This is a genomic window from Nostoc commune NIES-4072, assembly GCF_003113895.1.
In the GTDB taxonomy this organism is placed as follows: domain Bacteria; phylum Cyanobacteriota; class Cyanobacteriia; order Cyanobacteriales; family Nostocaceae; genus Nostoc; species Nostoc commune.
Genome location: NZ_BDUD01000001.1, coordinates 291,903 through 314,347, shown reverse-complemented (window position 1 = coordinate 314,347; position 22,445 = coordinate 291,903). Strand labels below are relative to the sequence as shown.

General features: G+C 43.1%; 24 protein-coding genes. 7 read left to right on the top strand and 17 right to left on the bottom strand.

What is annotated here, in order from left to right:
- Positions 1 to 2 precede the first annotated feature (2 nt).
- The 4 genes from CDC33_RS01375 to CDC33_RS41100 form a co-directional block, all read right to left on the bottom strand.
- Complete coding sequence (locus tag CDC33_RS01375) at positions 3 to 398, bottom strand: four helix bundle protein (RefSeq protein WP_109006962.1); 396 nt, start codon at positions 396 to 398, stop codon at positions 3 to 5.
- Between the two features lie 126 nt (positions 399 to 524).
- Positions 525 to 1,532: an aldo/keto reductase gene (locus CDC33_RS01370; protein ID WP_109006961.1), complete on the bottom strand. Its 1,008-nt coding sequence runs from the start codon at positions 1,530 to 1,532 to the stop codon at positions 525 to 527.
- A 209-nt stretch (positions 1,533 to 1,741) separates the two neighbouring features.
- Complete coding sequence (locus CDC33_RS40110) at positions 1,742 to 2,071, bottom strand: SDR family NAD(P)-dependent oxidoreductase (RefSeq protein ID WP_109006960.1); 330 nt, start codon at positions 2,069 to 2,071, stop codon at positions 1,742 to 1,744.
- 112 nt (positions 2,072 to 2,183) lie between these two features.
- On the bottom strand, positions 2,184 to 2,309 hold the full coding sequence (locus tag CDC33_RS41100; RefSeq protein ID WP_280524389.1) for a hypothetical protein: 126 nt from the start codon (positions 2,307 to 2,309) through the stop codon (positions 2,184 to 2,186).
- Positions 2,310 to 2,393: 84 nt separating this feature from the next.
- On the opposite strand from CDC33_RS41100, the gene CDC33_RS01355 reads away from it, so the two are divergent.
- From CDC33_RS01355 to arsH, 5 genes are all read left to right on the top strand, one after another.
- The gene (locus CDC33_RS01355) at positions 2,394 to 3,377 is read left to right on the top strand and encodes an AraC family transcriptional regulator (protein ID WP_109006959.1); all 984 of its coding nucleotides are present in this window, start codon (positions 2,394 to 2,396) and stop codon (positions 3,375 to 3,377) included.
- Positions 3,378 to 3,476: 99 nt separating this feature from the next.
- Positions 3,477 to 3,803, top strand: coding sequence for an ArsR/SmtB family transcription factor (locus tag CDC33_RS01350; RefSeq protein WP_109006958.1), 327 nt, complete (start codon positions 3,477 to 3,479; stop codon positions 3,801 to 3,803).
- A 196-nt stretch (positions 3,804 to 3,999) separates the two neighbouring features.
- Entirely contained in the window at positions 4,000 to 5,064 is a 1,065-nt protein-coding gene (gene arsB / locus CDC33_RS01345; protein WP_109012393.1) for an ACR3 family arsenite efflux transporter, read from the top strand.
- Between the two features lie 31 nt (positions 5,065 to 5,095).
- The gene (gene arsC / locus CDC33_RS01340) at positions 5,096 to 5,506 is read left to right on the top strand and encodes an arsenate reductase, glutathione/glutaredoxin type (RefSeq protein ID WP_109006957.1); all 411 of its coding nucleotides are present in this window, start codon (positions 5,096 to 5,098) and stop codon (positions 5,504 to 5,506) included.
- A gap of 4 nt (positions 5,507 to 5,510) precedes the next feature.
- A complete protein-coding gene (gene arsH, locus CDC33_RS01335) occupies positions 5,511 to 6,200 on the top strand; it encodes an arsenical resistance protein ArsH (protein ID WP_109006956.1) in 690 nt (229 codons plus the stop codon).
- Between the two features lie 85 nt (positions 6,201 to 6,285).
- Here arsH and CDC33_RS01330 read toward each other — a convergent pair whose 3' ends face one another.
- The 6 genes from CDC33_RS01330 to CDC33_RS01305 form a co-directional block, all read right to left on the bottom strand.
- Positions 6,286 to 6,972, bottom strand: a complete 687-nt coding sequence (locus CDC33_RS01330) for a PHP domain-containing protein (RefSeq protein ID WP_109006955.1) — start codon at positions 6,970 to 6,972, stop codon at positions 6,286 to 6,288.
- A gap of 584 nt (positions 6,973 to 7,556) precedes the next feature.
- Complete coding sequence (locus CDC33_RS01325) at positions 7,557 to 8,693, bottom strand: AIR synthase related protein (RefSeq protein ID WP_109006954.1); 1,137 nt, start codon at positions 8,691 to 8,693, stop codon at positions 7,557 to 7,559.
- Between the two features lie 87 nt (positions 8,694 to 8,780).
- A complete protein-coding gene (locus tag CDC33_RS01320) occupies positions 8,781 to 8,987 on the bottom strand; it encodes a hypothetical protein (protein ID WP_109006953.1) in 207 nt (68 codons plus the stop codon).
- Between the two features lie 138 nt (positions 8,988 to 9,125).
- Positions 9,126 to 9,728: a superoxide dismutase [Fe] gene (gene sodB, locus CDC33_RS01315; protein ID WP_109006952.1), complete on the bottom strand. Its 603-nt coding sequence runs from the start codon at positions 9,726 to 9,728 to the stop codon at positions 9,126 to 9,128.
- A gap of 654 nt (positions 9,729 to 10,382) precedes the next feature.
- Entirely contained in the window at positions 10,383 to 11,987 is a 1,605-nt protein-coding gene (locus CDC33_RS01310; RefSeq protein WP_109006951.1) for a bifunctional pantoate--beta-alanine ligase/(d)CMP kinase, read from the bottom strand.
- 169 nt (positions 11,988 to 12,156) lie between these two features.
- Positions 12,157 to 13,257 (bottom strand): septal ring lytic transglycosylase RlpA family protein, encoded by a 1,101-nt coding sequence (locus CDC33_RS01305; protein WP_109006950.1) that lies wholly within the window; start codon positions 13,255 to 13,257, stop codon positions 12,157 to 12,159.
- 895 nt (positions 13,258 to 14,152) lie between these two features.
- Between CDC33_RS01305 and glsA the strand changes: the two genes are divergently transcribed.
- Complete coding sequence (gene glsA, locus CDC33_RS01300; protein ID WP_109012392.1) at positions 14,153 to 15,136, top strand: glutaminase A; 984 nt, start codon at positions 14,153 to 14,155, stop codon at positions 15,134 to 15,136.
- Positions 15,137 to 15,202: 66 nt separating this feature from the next.
- Here the strand turns inward: glsA and CDC33_RS01295 are convergent, their stop codons facing one another.
- The 7 genes from CDC33_RS01295 to CDC33_RS01260 form a co-directional block, all read right to left on the bottom strand.
- Entirely contained in the window at positions 15,203 to 15,457 is a 255-nt protein-coding gene (locus tag CDC33_RS01295) for a hypothetical protein (RefSeq protein WP_109006949.1), read from the bottom strand.
- A gap of 38 nt (positions 15,458 to 15,495) precedes the next feature.
- Complete coding sequence (locus tag CDC33_RS01290; RefSeq protein WP_109006948.1) at positions 15,496 to 16,311, bottom strand: DUF1838 domain-containing protein; 816 nt, start codon at positions 16,309 to 16,311, stop codon at positions 15,496 to 15,498.
- Between the two features lie 148 nt (positions 16,312 to 16,459).
- On the bottom strand, positions 16,460 to 18,220 hold the full coding sequence (locus CDC33_RS01285) for a serine/threonine protein kinase (protein ID WP_181373856.1): 1,761 nt from the start codon (positions 18,218 to 18,220) through the stop codon (positions 16,460 to 16,462).
- 309 nt (positions 18,221 to 18,529) lie between these two features.
- Positions 18,530 to 18,718, bottom strand: a complete 189-nt coding sequence (gene rpsU, locus CDC33_RS01275) for a 30S ribosomal protein S21 (protein ID WP_012407716.1) — start codon at positions 18,716 to 18,718, stop codon at positions 18,530 to 18,532.
- A 116-nt stretch (positions 18,719 to 18,834) separates the two neighbouring features.
- Positions 18,835 to 19,158 carry an RNA-binding regulator gene (gene rbp / locus CDC33_RS01270; protein WP_109006946.1) on the bottom strand — a complete coding sequence of 108 codons (324 nt, stop codon included), beginning with the start codon at positions 19,156 to 19,158 and terminating at the stop codon, positions 18,835 to 18,837.
- Between the two features lie 562 nt (positions 19,159 to 19,720).
- Complete coding sequence (locus CDC33_RS01265) at positions 19,721 to 21,361, bottom strand: tetratricopeptide repeat protein (RefSeq protein WP_109006945.1); 1,641 nt, start codon at positions 21,359 to 21,361, stop codon at positions 19,721 to 19,723.
- 101 nt (positions 21,362 to 21,462) lie between these two features.
- Positions 21,463 to 21,666 carry a hypothetical protein gene (locus CDC33_RS01260; protein ID WP_109006944.1) on the bottom strand — a complete coding sequence of 68 codons (204 nt, stop codon included), beginning with the start codon at positions 21,664 to 21,666 and terminating at the stop codon, positions 21,463 to 21,465.
- Positions 21,667 to 22,110: 444 nt separating this feature from the next.
- On the opposite strand from CDC33_RS01260, the gene CDC33_RS01255 reads away from it, so the two are divergent.
- Positions 22,111 to 22,293, top strand: a complete 183-nt coding sequence (locus CDC33_RS01255) for a CsbD family protein (protein ID WP_109006943.1) — start codon at positions 22,111 to 22,113, stop codon at positions 22,291 to 22,293.
- Positions 22,294 to 22,445 lie beyond the last annotated feature (152 nt).

Below are 22,445 nucleotides of genomic sequence, written 5' to 3'. Positions count from 1 at the left end.
CTTCAACCAATTAACCAATCTTCTGGTTGATTAATCATCTTGACTAATCCGCTTAATACTTGATTATATGCACCAGATAAATTTTTTTCCTCTTCTATCGATAAATACTGATATCTGAGGGCAAACTTAAGCCAAACCTGGGTTTCTGCTGCTTCTGCTTCACATTCGTTTAATTTGGCGATAAATGAGGCTTTATATCTTCTTTTTCGCCAAGCCTCTGCTAAGTTGGCACAAACTGAGCGAGATGAACGACGAATTTGGTCTGTAAGAGAGTATCTTTCTTCGTCTGGGAACCGTTTTGATATCTCAAAAATAGTTATAGCTGCCTGAAATGCTTTTTGGTAGATGATTAAATCTTCGTGGGTTATAATTTTTCTGCGTTCTTCCTCCTTGTCCACTTTCCCTCCTTGTCTACCTAGTCTTACCTCATTCTAGATGTTTTTTGTAAAAAACCTACACTTGTGAGCCTGCCCCCCTGCCTACACCACGATAGGATATTTTTTTAGTTGGAAGTCCCTTGCCGCTCAACGACCGGTCATTTGCTCCAGCTTTTCAGGGTATCGAGCGCCTTGCACCGTGATCTTGGAGGCGGCATCATCGATTTCACGCAGATCGTCGGGCGTGAGTTCGATTGAGACTGCCCCGATGTTTTCGTCCAAGCGATGCAACTTCGTTGTGCCTGGGATCGGAACAATCCAAGGCTTCTGGGCAAGGAGCCAGGCGATCGCAATTTGAGCAGGTGTCGCCTGCTTCTGTTCGGCAATGCTGCCAAGCAGATTAATCAAGGCTTGATTCGCCTTGAGAGCCTCCTTAGTGAAGCGAGGCAGGGTGCTGCGGAAGTCGGAACTGTCGAAAGTCGTGCTTTCGTCCATCTTGCCAGTGAGAAAGCCCTTGCCCAGTGGGCTGTACGGGACAAAGCCGATTCCGAGTTCCTCAAGGGTCGGTATCACTTCCTTTTCAGGAGTCCTCGTCCAGAGGGAATATTCGCTCTGGAGAGCCGCGATCGGCACAACCGCGTGTGCGCGACGAATCGTTTGCACTCCTGCTTCCGAGAGTCCAAAGTGCTTCACTTTACCCTGCTGAATCAGTTCCTTCACCGCTCCTGCCACATCTTCGATCGGCACGTTCGGGTCAACCCGGTGCTGATAGAGCAGGTCGATCGCCTCGACTTTCAGCCGCTTGAGCGAACCCTCCACGGCTTCCTTAATATGCTCAGGTCGGCTATTCAGTCCGGGTGAACCCTTCATGCCACGGGGATCAGAATTCGGACTGATGTCGAACCCGAATTTAGTAGCAATGACAACTTGCCCCCGGAAGGGAGCGAGGGCTTCACCCACCAGCTCTTCGTTTAGGAACGGGCCGTAGACCTCGGCGGTGTCAAAGAATGTAATGCCGCGATCGATGGCGGCCCGGAGAAGATCGGTCATCTCCTGCGTGTCTTTGGGTGGGCCATAGGAAAAACTCATTCCCATGCAGCCCAGCCCGATCGCTGAGATTTCTAAGTTGCTGTTTCCAAGTTTGCGCTTTTGCATTGTTTGAACTCCTGTCTTTAAATTAAAGGTTAGAATGGTTCCTGCCGTGCAGCACACCGACATACCCGATCGCTCCACCGGGACGCGCAACGCCGAGCGCCGTTGCCATTGCTGACTCATTGCCAACACACTCAAGTACAGACTCCGCACCGCCTTGGTCATCTATTTCACGGCGGCGATCGCACTCAGTCTAACCACCAGCACTATCTTTACCAAGGCTGCGTGGTTGGCCCGATTGTAAATTCGTTCACATTTGTATCTTCTGGCTGATCAATTGCAAATGCCACAATATTGGCTACTCGATCGGGTGAGATGCCATACTGCTCATACAACTGAGTCATTTTTTCAGCCATATCTTGGTTGGTAATCTGATTTAACAACTCAGTGTTAATTGCAGCAGGATAATCTGAAACATCAGCAACCACCACACTGGAACCCTCACGGGCAAACGCCAGCGCCGTAGCTCGACCGATGCCGCTTGCTCCTCCGGTCACAAACGCAACCTTTCCTCTGTAGTTTCCATTCTCATTCGTCGTCACTATTTTTCTCCTTCGATTCTTCGCCTAACAAGGTCTTAAAACCACCGGATGTGGCTGTCCCAATCGTAGAAATTGAACATTTATCGCCTCTCTATCAATAAGGATGAATTTTTTAAGAAGCAAGGTTAGCTTTGATGCCGTTTTGGTTGTCAGTAGGTAAGTCCCTTACCCAATCAAAACTGAGTTTTCTCTTGAATAAAAATACAGACGTTTCCAAGAAGCCGGAATCGTTTTTCATTGCTTTAGCTTTATCTTAGGCATTTTGCAGGACAAGCAATAAAACGATCGTCTAAGATTGTTGTACAATCCTGCAAACTTAGAAATGAACGCTGCAAAAACGAGTGAAAAGTCTGCTATGGAGTTAATGAACGACCCGCAGGCAAAGCGCGAGGTAGACAGAGCGCAAGCCAACAGAGACGAACTGACTGAACGGATTGCCCAGGCGATTCGTCATGATGGGACGATTGAGCCGCTCAAAGGTTTGCACTTCAACCGCTCCTCCTCGCCTTCGGAATGCCTTCATAGTGTCTCTATCCCTGCCTTTTGTGCGATCGCTCAAGGCAGCAAAGAAGTTCTTTTGGGTAGCGATCGCCATCAGTACGACCCGATGCATTATCTGCTTGCTACGGCCGAACTGCCGATTGTCAGCCAAATTCTGGAAGCGTCCAAGGAGCAACCGTACCTTAGCCTTCGCCTCGATCTTGACCCTACCCTCGTTGGCTCAGTGATGGTCGAGGCAGGGTATCCCTCATCGCGCAGCCGTGCTGATGTGAAAGCAATTGACGTAAGTCCATTGAATGCAAATCTTTTGGACGCTGTGGTGCGGCTTGTCAGGCTTCTAGATTCTCCTGCTGAAGCTCATGTTCTCGCACCACTGATTAAGCGGGAAATCATTTACCGACTCATGATAGGAGAGCAAGGTAATCGGCTCCGTCATATTGCAGTTCTAGGTGGCTACACCCACCACATCGCCAGAGCCGTCGAGCGACTTCGTAAAGACTTTGACCAACCGATCAAGATTGAGAGCATCGCACAAGAGATGGGAATGAGTGTTTCGGGCTTTCACCATCACTTCAAGTCTGTCACGGCAATGAGTCCCTTGCAGTTCCAGAAGCAACTGCGGCTCCAGGAGGCTCGCCGTCTGATGCTCGGCGAGAACCTTGACGCTGCTAGCGCTGGCTACCGCGTGGGTTATGACGATGCCTCGCACTTCAACCGTGAGTACAAGCGGCTCTTTGGTATACCACCAATGCGCGATGTGGAGCGGCTGCGAGAAACTGTTAGGGAAACTGCTAGTTCAATATAATCTTCTCAACAATACCTTAGCCAAAACAAGAGGAAGAACAGAGATATTGTTAAGCCATCATTTAGACTTTACTATAAATAAATACTTCAAAAAAAGTTGATGGTTCCTAATAGCACCTTCACTCCTGATCCGATCGCTGCTGGCTTTCATGCCCTGTCTGACCCACTACGGATTAAGGTATTAGAACTTCTGCGTTCTCAAGAACTATGCGTGTGTGACCTATGCGACCACCTGGGAACCACTCAGTCTAAACTGTCTTTTCACCTCAAAACCTTGAAAGAAGCTGGTTTAGTTCGCGCTCGTCAAGAAGGACGCTGGATTTACTACAGCCTCAATCTGTCGCAGTTTGTTGCCCTAGAACAGTATTTAGCAGAATTCCGCCGCTTTAGCCCAATATTGCCTATTCGTCCCCCCTGCGAGACTTAAAAATTCATCAATTTTTTTTGTAATGTTTTGTTTATTTCTAATTCCCTACGGATTGACAAATCAATTTTTTTTGAAATGATAGAGATATACTCTTGATAGAACTCACCGAATTTTAGATTTTCAATTTTGGATGTTGGATTGAATAATCTGAAATTCCTGCTCGAAGCTCCTGCATTTATGTATGGGGTTAATTGTAATGAACAAAAAGACTTTAAAACGCCTCTCGTTTATCGACCGCTTCCTAACCTTGTGGATTTTTTTAGCAATGGCGATCGGTGTTGGTCTGGGCTATTTATTTCCGGGAGTAGAAGCCTTTATCAACCAGTTCCAAGTAGGAACAACAAATCTACCGATCGCTATTGGGTTAATTCTGATGATGTACCCGCCCCTAGCCAAGGTGCGATACGAAGAATTAGGAGATGTATTTCGCAACGGAAAAATTCTTGGTGTGTCACTACTTCAGAATTGGATCATTGGGCCAATTCTGATGTTTGCGCTGGCGGCTACCTTTTTACACGGTTATCCAGAATACATGACAGGATTGATTCTGATTGGATTAGCTCGTTGTATTGCAATGGTAGTTGTGTGGAGTGACTTAGCACGAGGCAATACAGAATACACGGCTGGATTGGTTGCCTTCAATAGTATCTTTCAGGTTATCTTTTATAGTCCTTATGCATGGTTTTTCATTACTGTACTGCCACCACTATTCGGGTTAGAAGGCAGCGTTGTTAATGTAAGTATTGCCGAGATTGCCAAAAGTGTGTTTATCTATCTCGGTATTCCCTTTTTAGCTGGATTTTTCACTCGTTTCTTCCTAGTAAAGGTGAAAAGCAAGCAGTGGTATCATGAGGAATTTGTGACTAAAATCAGCCCGATCACGCTGATTGCTCTGTTATTTACAATCGTGGTTATGTTCAGCTTGAAAGGGAATTTGATCGTTCAAATACCCTTAGATGTGGTGAAGATTGCAGTTCCGATGATCATCTACTTCGTGATCATGTTTCTGATTAGCTTTTACATGGCTTGGCGGATTAAGACAGACTATTCTAGAGCCGCAAGTGTAGCGTTTACAGCCGCCGGAAATAATTTTGAATTAGCGATCGCAGTTGCGATCGCAGTGTTTGGCATTAATTCGGGTGTTGCTTTTGCTGCCGTCGTCGGGCCTCTTGTCGAAGTGCCTGTATTAATTGCTCTTGTTAATGTTGCTTTCTGGTTTGAAAAACGTTATTTTTCGCCATCTGAATCAAGAACATTTTAAATTTAGTCAAATTATTCAAAAAAGTTGAACCATGAAACGTGTGATGTTTGTTTGCAAAAAAAATTCTGCGCGTTCCCAGATGGCGGAAGGCTTTGCTAAAACCCTTGGTAAGGGAAAAATTGAAGTAATTAGCTCTGGTTTAGAAGCAAGTCAGGTCAGACCAGAAGCAATCGCAACCATGAAAGAAATTGGTATCGACATTACCAATCAACACTCCAAACCCCTTAGTGATTTCCAAGCACAAGACTTTGATGTAGTGATTTCTTTGTGTGGCTGTGGCGTGAATTTGCCGCCAGAGTGGGTTGTGCGAGAAGTATTTGAAGACTGGCAATTAGACGATCCAGCAGAACAACCGGAAATTTTTCCTAGAGTCCGCGATGAAATTAAAGAACGGGTGACTCAATTGATTGAGTATACAGAAAATCCAACACGCAAATCCTGATGTTATGACGACATTTGACCATCCCCCCAGAATTTTATTTTTGTATGGCTCTCTGCGTGAGCGTTCCTATAGCCGCCTCTTGGCAGAGGAAGCAGCACGCATCATTGAAGAACTTGGCGCAGAGGTCAAGTTTTTTGATCCCCGTGAACTGCCAATTTATGGCAGCGTACCTGACAGCCACTCAAAGGTGCAGGAGTTGCGCCAATTAAGCTTGTGGTCAGAAGGTCAAGTTTGGTCTAGTCCAGAACTGCACGGTCAGATTTCTAGCATTATGAAAAACCAAATTGACTGGATTCCGCTAAGTATTGGAGCCGTTCGCCCGACTCAAGGGAGAACTTTAGCTGTCATGCAAGTAAGCGGCGGCTCTCAGTCTTTCAACGCTGTCAACACATTAAGAATTCTTGGGCGCTGGATGCGGATGTTCACTGTCCCGAATCAATCTTCAGTGGCTAAAGCATACGAGGAGTTTAATGAAGACGGGACTATGAAAGATTCGCCCTACCGCGATCGCGTTGTCGATGTTATGGAAGAACTTTACAAATTTACCTTGCTATTGCGTGACAAAGTTGATTATCTCACAGACCGCTACAGCGAACGTAAGGAAAAAGCTACTAAAGAGACAATCAAGATAGCTTCTCAAGCTCTTGAAGTTAACTCTAATATGGTTCAAATCAACCTGCCGAATGTGGGTTGATATCAGGCTTGATTAGCGAAAATCCAAAATAGAATAACCTCCTGGCAGATTTAACCAGGAGAGTTCAAAAAAAATTGATTCATTTTTACAAGCGTTGTAGCAGGCTCAAACCGTGGGTATCAGTACCACAAGTATTGAAAAGAAAGTATTCATCAGCCAACTTTTGTACTTGTTCTGATTCCACTACGCTAGGTTTCCAGGGGTTAGGGTTATTGTAGGCGTAAAAAGTTTCCACACCATCAATGCCCTTCTCGGACGCAGCTGGAATTAAGTCAAAAAGCGATCGCTTGTAACGAGCCGGATGAGCCAAGACTGCCAATCCCCCAGCTTCATGAATAGCAGCAATCACGTTACTTGCTTGATATTCTTGCCCTGTAGTCGGTCTTCTTTGGAGATAAGGCTTTATGCTAGGGTGTTCTGGTGTAAAAGCGTAAGCCAAAATGTGAACTTCTATATCCAAAAGGTTGGCATTAATTTCCACACCACTCCACAGGTAAGGAGTGCTTGCACCAGGATTATTCCACTTCCAGTCTTCTAACCAAGCAATTGCTGCTTGATAGCCCATGATACCATGATGATCGGTGATGGCTAACCCTTTTAATCCAATCGCGATCGCCTGTTCCATCAATGCACTCGGCTGCAACCTACCATCTGAGTAGACAGTGTGCATGTGAAAGTTGAATAACCTTGGACAACTTTGTGCATCAATGTTTTGGAATACTTGCTTCAAAAGTTCTGTGGAAGCAGTAGTTCGGGCCAAATTTACAACCATAACCCCCTCTGAACAAAAATATATCTTTTTAACACACTAAAACGGTACATCTACAGATGAGAAAGACTCAGCACCCTAAATTAGTGTTCGCTGCTACTTTCTCAGCTTTCTCAGCAAATTTTTCAATATGTTAAGACTACGTTAGCAAATCTTAACCTCAGTAGTCATGCGTAATTTGGACTACTTTCAAGATAAGTAGTAACAAATATTGCATATAAATTTATATAAATATGTTTATAGCATTTATGCTAAAAGACTTACTGTTAAAGCCTTAAGAGAGTAATTCCCTTTGATAAACCTAAAAGTAAACTATATTACGTGTAATATAATATTATTATCCTCAGCAATTACACTAATATAGATAACTAGTAATGACTTCAGCAATCGCATAAGTCAGTCTATAATAACTTCAAGAAAAGTAGCGATGTCTACGACGGGCTATGCCTACGCTCCTGAATCACTAGACCTCTTGCAAAAGTGCTTTTTGCAAGAGGGGAAAAGGGTAAAGGTTAAAGGGGAAGGGGACAATACAGAACTTTTTCCCCTTCCCCCTTTCCCTTTTCCCGACTTATGCAAGAAGTCTACTATACTCCTCGCGCAATTCCAAAAGAATCTCCCTTCAAGGTGATTCCGAGCGGTTCTATTACCACCTCACGGCTAAGAGATGCTTCAACTCTTCCGGCAATCACAGCCGTAAGCTTATGTTCTCTTGCAAGGATGACAATCCTTTCTGCATCCTGCTCTGACTCTGTATAGAATGCAAATCCTGCACCGTAATTGAACACAGAAAGCATCGTCTCAGCCCCGCCCTCAAGATGACCCTCGACAAACGTAAATATCTCCGGCACTGGGAGCATCGTTTCGATGACATACCGGAGCGGCTTCACTGAGCGCATCAGCTTTTGCCATCCATGTCCAGTGATATTCTCCATCGCAGTGGGACGAATTCCCTCGCCAAGCACCGCCTGCACAAGTGGCGTGTAAAGATATGAAGCGGCATTTATGGCTTTCCAGAACTCTTGCCCACTTGGAAGTTTTGTTCTATAGCCATCAGGGAGGGACTGGGCAAGCTTTCGCAGTGGGGTAAAGCCGTTCTCATGGGGCCCCGAACTCTCGACCAGAACAATGGTATTTCCGGCATCCAGACGCGAGCTATCAATGGGAGCGACGCCAGCCGGCATAACCCCAAAAACCGAGCCTGCGATGTCAAGCCGACCTGGAATCATCTTAGTTTTTAGTTGAGGAGTTTCTCCTGAGAGATAGACACATCCCACTCGTTTACACCCTTCAACCACTCCATCCAGAAACCCATCAAGGAAAGCTGGGGTGAAGATCGTTTCAGGAGTACTCGACGGCAGATATAAACCGAGAAGTATAGTCTGCATACCTGATGTTGCGGCATCGTTCGTAAGACACGAGATGATCTTGATACCGATATTCCACCAAAATCGTCGAAGTTCTTCTTCGGAAAGGTCGTCAGGTCGAGTATCGTCTGCTGTACCCAGTCCTTCCGGGACAAGTGTCATCGAAAGTTCTCTAGCCCCCGCCTCTAAAAATGGAGCGAGGTTGAAGCTGAAAGCGTTAGCACTTGCTCCAAGACCCGATGCGGGCACAATGCCATAGGCGCTTGCAAAGCCAAGGGTGCGTTTTGCGGCATCAATGAAGCGTCGTTTTGCGGCATCGAGAGTATCGTAATCGACTTGATCGAGAGCTTGAGCCATCAGGTTGCGTTTTAAATTAGGAGTAGAGACGCTATTAATTACGTCTGTGCAAGAGTTAAAAGTTAGGAAAATTCATAACTCCTAACTTTAAAATACATCATCTTCAATACCACGCCACCATTCTCCCAAATTCATCATGTCTTGGTAAATGTCCTTTAATTCTTTGTCGTAAACATCGTCTGTAAGGGTAGCTCGACGCTCTTGTAGTTTCTTAAGGCGCAGTTGTACCAATAGCCAAGGTTTCGTGATGCTATTAGTTGCTTCTATGTATTGTGCTAATTCTTTGCTATCCATAATGTTTTATATTTTGATTTTCATGCCACTACTTTTATTCAAGCTACTGCCTGTCTTGCCACTTAATAACAGAAAAGGGAGAAATTCTTTTTAATTTCTCCCTTTTATTGGTGGAACCAGTTTAAAACTGACAGCTAATTAAGCTTTGGCCAAGTTTTCAGCAGCAAAGTCCCAGTTGACCAAGTTATCTAGGAAATTCTTGATGAACGCCGGACGGGCGTTTCTAAAGTCAATGTAGTAGGCGTGTTCCCAAACATCTAAGGTTAGGAGTGCTTTCTTACCATGAGCTAGAGGGTTTTCTGCGTTTGGTGTTTTGATCACCTTCAGCGTACCACCATCATCAATGAGCCAAGACCAGCCACTGCCAAATTGGGTTGCGGCTGCGTTCGAGAACTCTTCTTTGAATTTGTCAAAGCTACCAAAATCTTTATCGATTCTGGCTGCGAGATCGCCAGTGGGTGCGCCGCCACCTGCTGGTTTCAAGGAATTCCAGAAGAAGGTGTGGTTCCAAACTTGGGCAGCGTTGTTGAAGATTCCCGCTTTCGAGGAGTCGTTGAAGGAAGTTTTGATCACCTCTTCCAGAGACTTATTAGCAAGTTCTGTACCTTCAGTGAGCTTGTTGAGGTTGTCTACATAAGCTTTGTGATGCTTGCCATAGTGATACTCGAAAGTTTCAGCTTTCATGCCATAAGGCTCTAAAGCATTAATATCGAAGGGTAATGGGTCTTGTACAAATGCCATCGTGTCAAATCCTCTCTTTACCGGTTTCCAGTTTTAAGCTATTACAGAAGCTTAGGAAATTAACAGCTTTTATTTTTAAGGTTTTATGTCTTTAATGATGAAACATAAAACTTAACATCGTCATTTTACTACCAAAGTGAGGATAAAAACAAAGTACTTGTCTAATAAGTAAAATAAGTCAAATCACTAGGAAATAATGACTATAAATAAAAATGGCTAATATTTCCTAGTTAAAAACTAATAAGTAATTTCAGCAGAAACTGCCTTTTACCTAGCATTTAGCAATTAAAGCTTTCAGGCTTCTATCTGTGGCAAGATTAAATGTGATGTGAAAAATCAGTCGAAAGCGTGATGATTTAGTACTTTAAAAAAGCTAATATCTGCAATACCGAACTAAAATTTTAAAATTATTTATTTTGCATCTGGACTGTTTCTGGTAGGTATAGTTTTAAGGATGGTAAGTAGATAATTACTCACCCACCACCCTTTTGAACTGAAAAACTAACCCAAAATAGTGATCATTAAAGCTGATGCGTGTCTAAACTATATAAACACTTTTGATGTTGTTAACTGCTGACTGCTGACTGATGACTGTTAACCGTCAACAGTCATCAGTCATCAAGTAAATGTACAAATTAAATGCGTAACAGCTTACTACTGAGATAAACGCTGCTGGTAGTAGTTCACAATTTGTGCTGTGACTTCAGAAATATTCAGACCATCGGTTTGAAGTTCAACCGCATCTGCTGCTTTTTGCAAAGGAGAAACTTTGCGTGTGCTATCTTTCCAATCGCGTTCAGCAATGTCCCGCTCCAGCTGATCTAAACTGATTTCGGGTTGACCTTGTTTGTGAAAGTCTTCCTGGCGGCGACGGGCGCGTTCACTCACAGAGGCGGTTAAGAAAATTTTCACTTCGGCATCGGGGAATACATGAGTACCAATGTCCCGCCCTTCCGCTACTAAACCACCTTTTTTACCCCAGTTTTGCTGCTGTTTAACCAGTGCTTGACGGACAGCGCTTTGTGCCGCGATCGCAGATACAAGAGAAGTTACCTCAATCGTGCGAATTGCCTGGGTAACATCGATACCGTCAATCCAAACCCCCACCGACGATTGTAAATCCTGGGTAGGGGTAAGTTCAATTTTACACTTGCTAGTTAATTCAGCGATCGCACACTCATCATCAACAGCAATCCCCTTTTGCAGAACTAACCAAGTTACAGCCCGGTACATAGCTCCTGTATCTAAATACACTAAATTTAGATTTGCTGCCACTTGACGCGCCACTGTAGATTTTCCAGCCCCGGCTGGGCCATCAATGGCGATAATAGGTTGACGATCGCGCAATATAATATTGTCAATCAAACGTGTAGACTCAAGACGAGCTGCGATCGCCAACATTCCTTCCTCCTGAACTTTTTCTAAAGACATTAACGTAGTCGGTTCAACCAATTCAATATATTCCACTAAAATCGTGTTGACTATAGCCACTTCTTGCTGTACTAGTGCTATCAACTTGTTACTATTGCGATCGCCTGCCAGGAAAGCAGCTTCAGCGCGTCGCAAGCCCCGATATAATGCCGCCGCTTGCTCTTTTGCCGTTGCAGTCAAATATTGATTACGAGAACTGAAGGCAAGACCCGAAGCTTCTCGCACTGTTGGACAACCAACAATTTCTACTGGCAAATTTAAGTCAGCTACTAAGCGTTTAATAACTGCCAGTTGCTGACCATCCTTTTGACCAAAGTAGGCACGGTCAGGCTGTACCAAGTTGAAAAGTTTGGTCACAATCGTAGCAACACCCTGAAAGTGACCTTGCCGAGAACGACCACACAAGCCTGTTATCATAGCAGACGGGGGGATAACTTGTGTAACCTTTGATTCTTGTATACTCTTCTGGGGAACTACCATTTCTTCCGGAGTCGGCGCAAAAATTGCATCTACCCCAGCTTGTTCGCAAAATTGTTGGTCTTGCTCTAAAGTGCGGGGATAGCGTTGATAATCCTCATTGGGAGCAAATTGTAGGGGATTGACAAAAATACTTACAATCACCGTAGAATTTTCTTGCCGCGCCCGTTGAATCAAGCTTAAATGACCTTGATGCAAATTTCCCATCGTTGGCACCAGACCGACTGCGGTCTGATACCAGCCAGTCATCTCATCTAGTTTTAGATCCTCAGTAACCGCAATTAGCTTGTTTTCTGAGTAGCGTTTAGTTAAATAGCAGCGTAAAGCTGCGACTGTTGTCAGCAGGCGCACAAAAATACCCCTAGTTCTTATCGATCCCTCCCCCGTTAGTTTATATCTGAAAGAGAGGGAAGAGATGATTGAACTAGGGGAATTGTTATGGGAATGGGCATTGGGTATTGGGCATGGGGCATTGGGAAAAAGCTGATCCTCTACTCCTTATTCCCTACTCCCTACTTGATTATTTCCCCAAAACTTCAATATGCACTGGTGCTACACCACTACCCATCATTCCCAAAATCCGAGCCGCACCAGCAGACACGTCAATGACTCGACCCCGAATGAATGGGCCTCGGTCATTAATCCGCAATACTACAGAACGACCATTGCGGGTGTTGGTTACCCGGACTTTTGTACCAAAGGGTAAGCTGCGATGAGCAGCAGTCATGCCTTCTGGGTTAAATCTCTGTCCGCTAGCAGTACGATTACCAGAACCGTCATAGCCGTAATAAGAAGCCATACCTCTCAAAGTGGCTCGCACTACTCCAACTGCCTCTTGAGGCAGCTTTTGTATTGATTCTGGCAGACGCACTGGTGGTAAATTAGCAATCTCTTTTAAGGGAGATGCATTGCCTAGAAGTCTTCGCAGGCGATTGGTTGCTTGCAATGCATCTTGCGCCAGATTGTTGGTACTACCTGCTAATCGCGTACCTTCGTTGATTTCGACTAATTCTTCGCCATTAATTTTGATTACGTAGCGATCGCCATTTGGTTGGACTGGGGCGCTTTTGTTTTGCGCTTGATTGTCAGTCGATTTTTCCCCTGCTTTCCAACTTACGGTAATCTTACTCCCGTCCACATTTTCCCGATTCAACTGGTTGATTTTTGCTGCTATTACACCAGCTATCTGAACCGGGTCATTGTCACCGGAGCTAATCTGGTTACTTACATCTGTTACGCTGCCAGTATCCAGTTCATTTGATGAATTGCTAGCAATAAGGGCGTACTTTTGTACGCCCCCATTTCCAATTGCACCAACTTTTTTAGTTTCAAGATTCGTATTTGATACAGAACTCAAAAAGGTGAGAACAGGTATATTTCGGATAAAAAGGGTTGCCGCCTTACGTCCTTTAACGTTGTGAGGATGAATTTCTGTAATCACAGCATCCAAGGTTTGTTTCCCTGCTCTGGATTGATACTCTCCCACTTTCACCACATCAGGGGCGAGTGATTTCTGGGAAGCTAGCGCATTTCCCTTGGTGGTTTGAGTGCAACCAACTGAGGGTATGCCCAAAGCAGCCATAGACAGGGTAACAATAATCCACAAATGTCTTTGATTCATGCGTCCGTTTTTTAAAGCGACTATAGAATTTAAGTTTTATGATTCGCGGGATTCTTCACTTTGTGAAAGTGACTTCCCTCCTGAAAAACTCGAATTCGTTCCGTTTTCACTTTGTTGTTTATAACTGCAACAGACTAGCACGAACCTTTTGGCTTGGGGATCAGGGTTTTAGCGTAATTCTTGGCAGCTTTCCCAATTTCAATTCCAATTTTTAGGGTGAAACCTTTCTCAATTGCGGACTTTGGCTATGTAACGCTTTTTTTGGCAAGTCCAAAAATTATTAAAAAAACTTTACGCTTATTGCACGCTAAAGCGACGATACCCTATTCCCATCGGTTATAAAGGCTCGTCGCTACCCGTGTATTTTAAATTACATCTATTTTGACTATTTCCAATTAGAAGATAATATAACTTTAATTGAATGGCATCGGCAGAAATACTCAAAATAAATTATTTTATAAAATCTTTAGATTTCTCTATGAATAAGCCATGATATGAGTTACATCTTAAATAATTATGTAAATTAATTTGGGTTTAGTATCTTTTTTCAAAGTTTTTTCCACTTAGATTAATCATGACTTTTATTTTCCATGACTAGGCTAAAAATAGTGATATATGTAACTTGGCATTACAGTAATACTGAGTATCAAAAAAAGGGAGATACTCAACTTAATATTTTTCAGGATGAATGATAAAAAAATTAAGAAATCTTTGCGATCGCTTGTAGCTTCAAATTATTAGGTATCATAAAGCACATTAGACTTTTTATAATCTAAGTACTTGCTCAAATATGATTTTTTAAAGCAAACTATCTGTCGAAAAATCTTTGCAGCTGTAGGGATGTACAGCTGTACCCCTACTATATATAGTGAGTATTTTGGGGAATGCTATCAGCGTGATCACACAAACACATCAAGGAGATTTAGAAATAAATCCATCGCCATTATTAGCTGTTCTTAAGGATTTGCATTCTCAGTACAAGTTACTGGGGGAGGGTGCAGTAGCGAAATATATTCCAGAACTGGCAAAGGTAAACCCGGAGTTGTTCAGCATTTGCATTGTGACAGTAGATGGTCAAGTTTACAAGGTCGGAGACTATGACCAACTCTTTACCATTCAGTCAATTTCCAAGGTATTTGCTTATGGACTTGCCTTAGAAGATCATGGACTGGATTACGTTTTGACTAGAGTTGGCGTGGAACCGACGGGGGATGCATTTAACGCGATTGTTTTGGATGAGCAATCGAAGCGACCTTATAATCCAATGGTAAATGCAGGTGCGATCGCCACCACCAGCTTAATTAAAGGTTCCGGCCCCACCGAACGCCTCAACCGAATGCTGGATATGTTTCGGCGATATATTGGGCACGATGTGTTCGTTGACATTTCAGTTTTTACCTCAGAACGCAGTACAGGACATCGCAACCGGGCAATGGCGCATCTGATGCTCAACTTTGGCATGATTGACCGGAATATTGAAGAGTCGCTGGATCTTTATTTTCAGCAGTGTGCTGTGATGGTGAATTGCCAAGACTTAGCGGTGATGGCGGCTACCCTTGCTAACAAAGGTATTAACCCTATTATCAAAGAACAGGCGATAGATAAGCGTTATATCAAAGATATTTTGAGTGTGATGTATACCTGCGGAATGTACAACTTTGCAGGTGAGTGGGCTTATAAAATTGGGATTCCGGCGAAAAGCGGAATTTGTGGTGGGATTATCGCCGTTGTACCCAATAAGATGGGCATTGGAGTTTTTTCGCCTCTGTTAGATGTGCGTGGTAACAGTGTGCGGGGGGTAAAGGTGTGTGAAGAACTTTCCCAACGGTTAGGTTTACATTTATTTGATTGTTCAGGGCAAGAGGCGAAATTTGGTTGAAGGAAGCAAAGGGGCAGAGGAAGAGGTTCTATGTTTGTTAGGGATTAATCGTGAGTTTTACTCTCGCTATTTGAACTTATCTATTACTGATTGTAGATATTTTGTAGAGGCAGCTTCGGCTTGAGAGTGGATAATCAACTCTGGTATTGTTAATTTAGAGCGAAGTTGGCAGTAAAAACGAATGGTGTGTTCAATCCACTGCGGGTCAAAAGGTGGATAATTTCGTGGATTATCTGAAACAGCTAAGGTTAGTAGATTTCCCCGCTCCCATAGAATAATCGGATTTTCTATGCGGTCTGTTTGAAAATCTTCTAAAAGCAAAAACTTTAAATTGTCATTAATTTTGCAGGGCTACTAGTTTAAAATTCTTCTGCTTGGGGAAGCGGGAAGATTTCACCAGCTAAGTAAGCTTGAAAGTATTTTTGGAAATACAACCACGAAGTCATATCTTCTCCATCTATGAATGATTTTGGGGCTTTTTTATATAAAGGAATACGGTTATTAATTTCGTCTTGCAACAGTGGAGGCAATTCTGCTAAACCATTGACTTTGCTGCCAACAGCACTATAGATCAGTTGACCGGGGCGATCGCCCATTTTCATCCAGGGAAGCCATTGACCAATCCGATCCCAGCTTAGTTTGAGTTGAGAAACTGAGGAGAGGGCTGTATTGAATAAGTCTGCGGTTGGCACTGTTAATTTAAATAATTCTGCTGCCTGATAAATTGGATTTGGGCTGTATTCGGCAAATTTGGGGTCTTCTGCTAAGGGATTGGGGTAATAGGGAAATATATCAAAAACAAAGGTTGTGCTGTCATTATCTACTTGTGCGGGGAAATTTCCTTTAAACTTGCCCTGCACTGGATTATTAGCAACGTGAATCACCGGAACTGTTTCACCTGTCCAAGGATTTTCCCATTTGCTTAAAACTTCATCTGTTTGTGGGTTGAGGTAATAAGTTAATTCCCTGGAAGTAAAATCCCAGCTACCCTCATCTGTGGGAATACATCTGCTAACACTCAATCCCAGCATCTTAAACAAGAGTTGTTTTTTCTCACCGGGGATAAAGGCGTAAATTTTACCTTTCCAAATCAGGAAAGTAGATTCGCTAGGGTCGAGAGAAGAACGAGTTTTAACCCAGTGCTGGGCTTCAAGTTCTTGGATTTGGGCAACCATCTAAAGTATCCTTTGTATTTGAAAGGGAGTAGGGAGTTAGGAGTTAGTAGCTTCCTGATTCTAGGCGATCGCAGATTTGCACAGTATTGGGATGGGGTTCTTCAACAGCTATTAGCTAAAAATTGATAACTGATAACTATTCACTGATTTAACGCCACCCTAAAAACCGCAATCCAGGAACAATTAGGTAGTAACTCACTCCTAACCAGAAGCTAATAAAGACACCCACAGAACCAAAAAAAATCAGAGGTAACTGTAACTCTGACCAGCCTGGTTGACTAGAGAATTGGAAAATCGGAGGCGCTAACCTCAAAAGAATCAAAACTGCATAGGCGATCGCACTACCAAAGGCAGCGAATACAGCGTACACTATGTGATGGCTACGAAGTCCTAAACTTAAGGTAAGTAGGCAAACTCCCACTAAAATCACTGCCACTAAGCCCTCACCGCTATCTTTGGGTGTCATTAATTGCAAAATCAACCAGCCGAAGCCATAGCTAATCATGCCCATCAGCGACGCTACTAAAAAGCGTCGCTGTTGACCAAAACAGCCGGATACTGTCAGTCCCCAAGCGGTTCCCCAGCCTGCGGCGACGAATACCAAAATATCTGCCCCCAAGACGGGTTGAGTATTTGGCACTAATTGGTTTTGCTGATTCCAAATAAATTCCACAACCTGACGACCTAAGCTTGTGTGATATGCCAAAATAAAACCTGCGATCGCACCAAAACAAGCGCCAACATAAGCCAGAATCATCGCCCAAATCGTCGCCAAACAAGCTTGCAAAATTTTGATGATTGTCTGAGCAATAAAAATAACGGTTTTGGTTACAGCTTGGCTAAAGTTAGCTAAAACTTGTTCAATAGTTTGTATTAACTGTGTAAATCTTTGGGAAACTTGCGTTGAAGCAAGCTTACCCTTGTCTCGCAGTTGGGCAAATAATCCTGATGGCGGTAATGGTTGAGAAATCTTCGCCAAACGTTTTTGAATTATAGCTGCATTTGCTGGACGCGATCGCACATCCTCCTGCACCATCTCATCCAGCAAATCTGCTAGTTGGGGGTTGATATTTACCGTAGTTCGCCAGTGCAATTTTCCCGTTTGCTGATCTTCTAAGTCTAGCGGGTACTTGCCTGTTAGTAGTTCAATCATGGTTCGACCAAGGGCATAAAAATCGGCACTTGGCCCGACAATCCCTCCAGTCACTTGTTCTGGTGGACTGTAGCCAGAAGAAAATAATCGAGTGGAACTAGACTGAGAACGCAGCTTAGAGGGGCTAAATTGTTTTGCTCCTCCAAAATCAATTAGTACTAAGCGATCGCCCCCTGTTTGCCCTTGAGACGGGGTTAAAGATGGCGAAGAAGTGCCCAGCATTAAATTAGAAGGTTTGATATCCCGGTGAAGAATCTGACGTTTGTGTAATTCTTGTAAAATCTGTACAGCTTGGGCAAACCAGTTTAAAACTAAATCCTCTGGACAGCCTTGGGGAAACTTTTTTAATATCTCCTCTAAAGTCCGTCCATTAATTTTTTCCATTACCAGACAAGACAATTGGTGCGGTTTGGGGTTAAACAGTTGTACCTGAAAATACCCTTCGGCATCGACTCTGGGGACACCTGGATGGTTCAAACTAGATAAAACCGCCGCTTCTTGGGTAAATAACTCCAGTGCCTTTGGTGAATCTTCTATCAACACCTTCAGCACTTTCTCTGTTTGAGTTTTTTCATCCCAAACCGTGTAAATTTGAGCAAATCCTCCCGACCCCAAAGCCTGAAGTGGAACATAGCGGTCTAACAGTTCTAGCGGTGCGCCACAACTGTTGCAAAATTTGTTTCCCCAAGGCTGAGGATAAGGACGTTGACAATCAGGATTTATACAGTGAACCGCCCTCTGAGTGATGTGAGACACAACCGCTACAATACAAAGGCTGACTTGATTTTAGCGTTTCTTTAGGTTTCCTGATTTTAAAATAGCCAAAAGGAAAACCCTCATAGATTTTATGAGGGCATTCGTTATATCTATGTCAGCCCTCAATACGGTTCGGATAAGCTCTTGGGCAGGGGATGCAGGGGAGGCAGGGGAGGAAAGAAAGTTATTGTTCAGTAATTCTTGTATCAAGAACAGCTTCTCCTCTTGCTCCCCCTGCTTCTCTTCTCCCTCTGCCCCCCTGCCTGCCTCAACCAAGAAATTCCTTAACCGTACGTATTGTGTCAGCCCTTAGTTACGAAAGCTTCTCTTACTTTGTCTGTGCTTGGCAACTTCTTTGCGCTTGCGTTTTTCTAGGGGCGTTTCAAAATGGCGATGCTTTCTCATGTCTGGAAAAATTCCAGCCTTGGAAACTTCTCGCTTAAATCGCCGTAAGGCTGATTCAATGTGTTCATTGTCACCTACAATTACTTGGGTCATTATCTCTCCTAACTAAGTTGACTTCATCAATGGCTATGGAAGCACTAACATTACAAAAAAAAGACAGACACCTTGTCTGACCTTAAGACTCTAGGTAAATTTTTTTGTTTCCAACATTAGTAGCGGTTGCGTCCACCGCCGCCACCACCGCCGTATCCTCCTCTACCACCACCAAAGGAACCTCTGTCACCTCTATCTTCTTTGGGTTTAGCCTTATTCACTTTCAGGTCACGACCCATCCACTCAGCACCATCGAGAGCTTCAATGGCAGCTGCTTCTTCAGCTTCGGTTCCCATTTCCACAAAAGCAAAGCCGCGTGGACGACCTGTTTCACGGTCAGTAGGTACTTGAACCCGTTTTACAGTACCATATTCTGCAAAAATACCACTTAAATCTTCTTGTGTAACGTCATAAGAGAGGTTACCTACATAAATTGACATCGATTCTCTCCAAAATCATCACTGTGTAGAGATTTTAATTTCTCTGAGTAGTCTGTAAATACTAAAAGGAAAAAGCCTTTCAATACTAAAACCAAAGACATCACCAAATTAACTCTCCTAATCTAGGATGACATACGAGCCAACTCTCTGCATCCAGTAGATCGTTAACAGATAATTAACTAGTGATGCGATCGCACTTACGTGATCGCCTGCCCCCACCTACCATAAGTACAGCCCACCGCAAAAAAAGGGTTGGAAATGGAAGAAGATAAATCCTATAGGGTGATTAAGGAAATCAGACATGCAGGGGCGCATCTTCAATATCCGAATTGAACGTTTGACTGTATTAACCAAAAGTATTACTCCCAAATTTTAATATGAAAGGCAAAGTCAGGCAACAAATAAAGGGTATGGCAATCCTAATTTGAGTTATAAAAATTATCTAACCGCTTTCTGGTGCGTCGCTTTTAGGGCAGGGGAGCAGGGAGCAGGGGGAGAAAAAGTGGTTTTGATTCCAAAAATTGGATAATTTATTTTTTGGCGTTCCCTCAATACATGTTGGCTATAGCAAGTTGCTTATATCACCTTTCCAAGCTGTTTCCAATTCGGCTTTGACAAGTTGAGCAGCCTTATCTTTCCCCAATGCCTGTAAACTTGCCTGCAAGCCAAATAGAGAACGCCCATTATGGGGATACTTTTCTAGATCAGCACGAAAGACTTTTTCAGCCTGTGCATAGTCACCTTTAGCCAAAAGCACACTGCCTAAAGATTCCCGTGTGGGAAAGTACCAGTCTGGTGGTTCCACGTAATCAAGGGTATCTTCTAGTGCCACTGCTTTTTCTAGCAATAAAATGGCAGATTCATAATCATGCTTTTCTCTAGCAATTTTAGCGTCTAGAACTTTTGAGGCAATGTCTAAAATGCGACTGGCAGGACTAAAGCCAATAGTTGCTTCGGTGGAAATTCCCTGTTTGGCGGCAACCAATGCCCGACTTTCACTTGCTGCATCTTCAAGTTTGCCTGTGGCTGCACTTGCCATACCACGAGCAAAATGCCAAAGTGCTGTGGTAGTGGGCAATTTAGCATCGGGGGCGGGAGTTTTTAAAATGGCATCCCAATCACTAAAGCGTGTCTGAATCAGCATTTTGCTGCCCAGGAATCCCTCAAGCATTGGTGCGTAGGGGTCAATTGCAGTAGCATTTGCGACTAACGTCTCTGCGGCTTGGAGAGCATCTTTATATTTTCCTGCCATGCTACTGGCCACCATGAGAAAATGTATATTGTGGTTGTAGTACATCATGGCGTAAGTGCCCTGGACTTGATATTTTTTGATGTAAATATCATCTTGAGCGATCGCTTGCTCGTTTGCCTGCATTGCCCCTTCATAATCTCCTACACGAAAATAAATATGACTTGGCATGTGTACCAAGTGTCCGGCTGTTGGTGCTAGGGTTCCTAGTTTTTTGGCACTCACAAGGGCCCGTTCTGGAGTAGGTGAAGCTTCCACTGCATGAATATAGTAATGATTAGCTCCGGTATGATTCGGGTTACGTTTGAGGACTGATTCTAAAATAGCCACAATTTCTTCTGTATCTGGCTGTGGCTTGCCATCTTTAGTCCAGTGCTGCCAAGGATGCAAATCCATCAAGCTTTCAGCGTAAAGCGTCGCCGCATCCAAATCATCTGGATAGCGTTTAACTAGGGTTCCCATTGCTTTTGCGTAGTAAAGCGCTAGTTGAAACAAATCTGCATCAGGATCTTGGGAGTAACGTTTTGCTAAGGCGGTAATGTAGTCTCGTTCTTCGGCAGATGCTTGAGTGGAAAGTGCTAAAGCTTGCTGTACCGCTTGGTAAGCAGCTAATTCTCGGTTGGGGTCGATTGCTAAGTTAATATTGGGGCCTAGAGCTAGAGCGATACCCCAATATGCGATCGCTAAATGTGGATCGAGTTTGGCAGCGTATTGAAAAGAACGCACCGCCTCATCATGATTGAAAGCGTAAATCAAATTTAATCCCTGATCGAAAAACTCTTGCGCTTGGGGATTAGAAGTGGAAACTGGATGGTGGATTGTCCCAACTCCAGATATTAAAGTATAGGGCTGTATTGCTTGAGTGTAGATATGAAGGGGCTTGTTGTTAGCGATCGCTGCACTTGGAGCGACTAAACAGAGTATAAGCACCCAAATTAGCAATAAGTACTTCATTATTCTTTATATTCAAGCTATTTTTATTAATATTTAAATACCACAGGTTTTCTAAGGAAGCAATTGGTTATTATCCACTTTCATATTTTTTTAATTCTGAGTTATATTTTCGATATATCTCTTTTTAAGGTTCCATTGCGCCATTGATAAAGTTCGTATACTTCTTCGGATAAGCTGAATGGTAAATCCTTGGTAATTTCGTCAGTCTGCTGGAGAGTTAAACCTGGATTGTAACAATCAAATAAATCATGATTGGTAGATTTTAACCAATTCAAAATATATTGAACATTCGTAAGTTCAGACATTTAACTAACCTCATTTAGTAATTAAAGACGAAAGTATTTTAAAGCATCTCATTTACTCGGAATTGAATACACGGACTCACTAATATTGCACTATCTACCACCAAACTGAAAGCCTCTGCACCCTGTTGACATACTTTACTATATCCAGTTGTGATAAGCCAAGTTGCGGTTTATCAGCATCACTATCTACCTAAAGTTATAAATTATCTTGTCTTAAGACTGAACAATATAAGAATGCCTTTCTCTCTTTTGGATATTAGTTGAATTCTCAAGATGAATTTAACCTTTAAATATTTATGTACAACGGATACAAATATTCTTCATAAAAACATCGTCAGATAGAAGAATTAAAACTTGTCTAAAAGTAATCTATAAACATTGCAGCGCTTTTCAAGCAAGCAATAAAAAACTAATCAACAATTAACACACTTAGGAAGAAAAAATATGAGTATCGAAGATAGAGCAAAAGCTTTTGCTAAAAATGTTGAAGGTAAAGTCCAAGAGGCGGTTGGTGAAGTAACTGGCGATCCTAAAGATAAAGCTGAAGGTAAAGCCAAACAAGCTGAAGCTCAAGTCCGCCACACTGCTGAGAATATCAAAGATGAAGTTAAAAAGAATTTAGAATAGGCTGAACTTTATTTAAGAAGAAGGTGTAAGTAAAATAATTATTTACTGAACCTTCTTCTTTTTTCAAATCTATGTTTTACCTTGGGCTTTAGGCTTTTGCCAATACTGTCCCGATATTGTTCCAGAAACTGATCGGTAAAAATATTTATTTT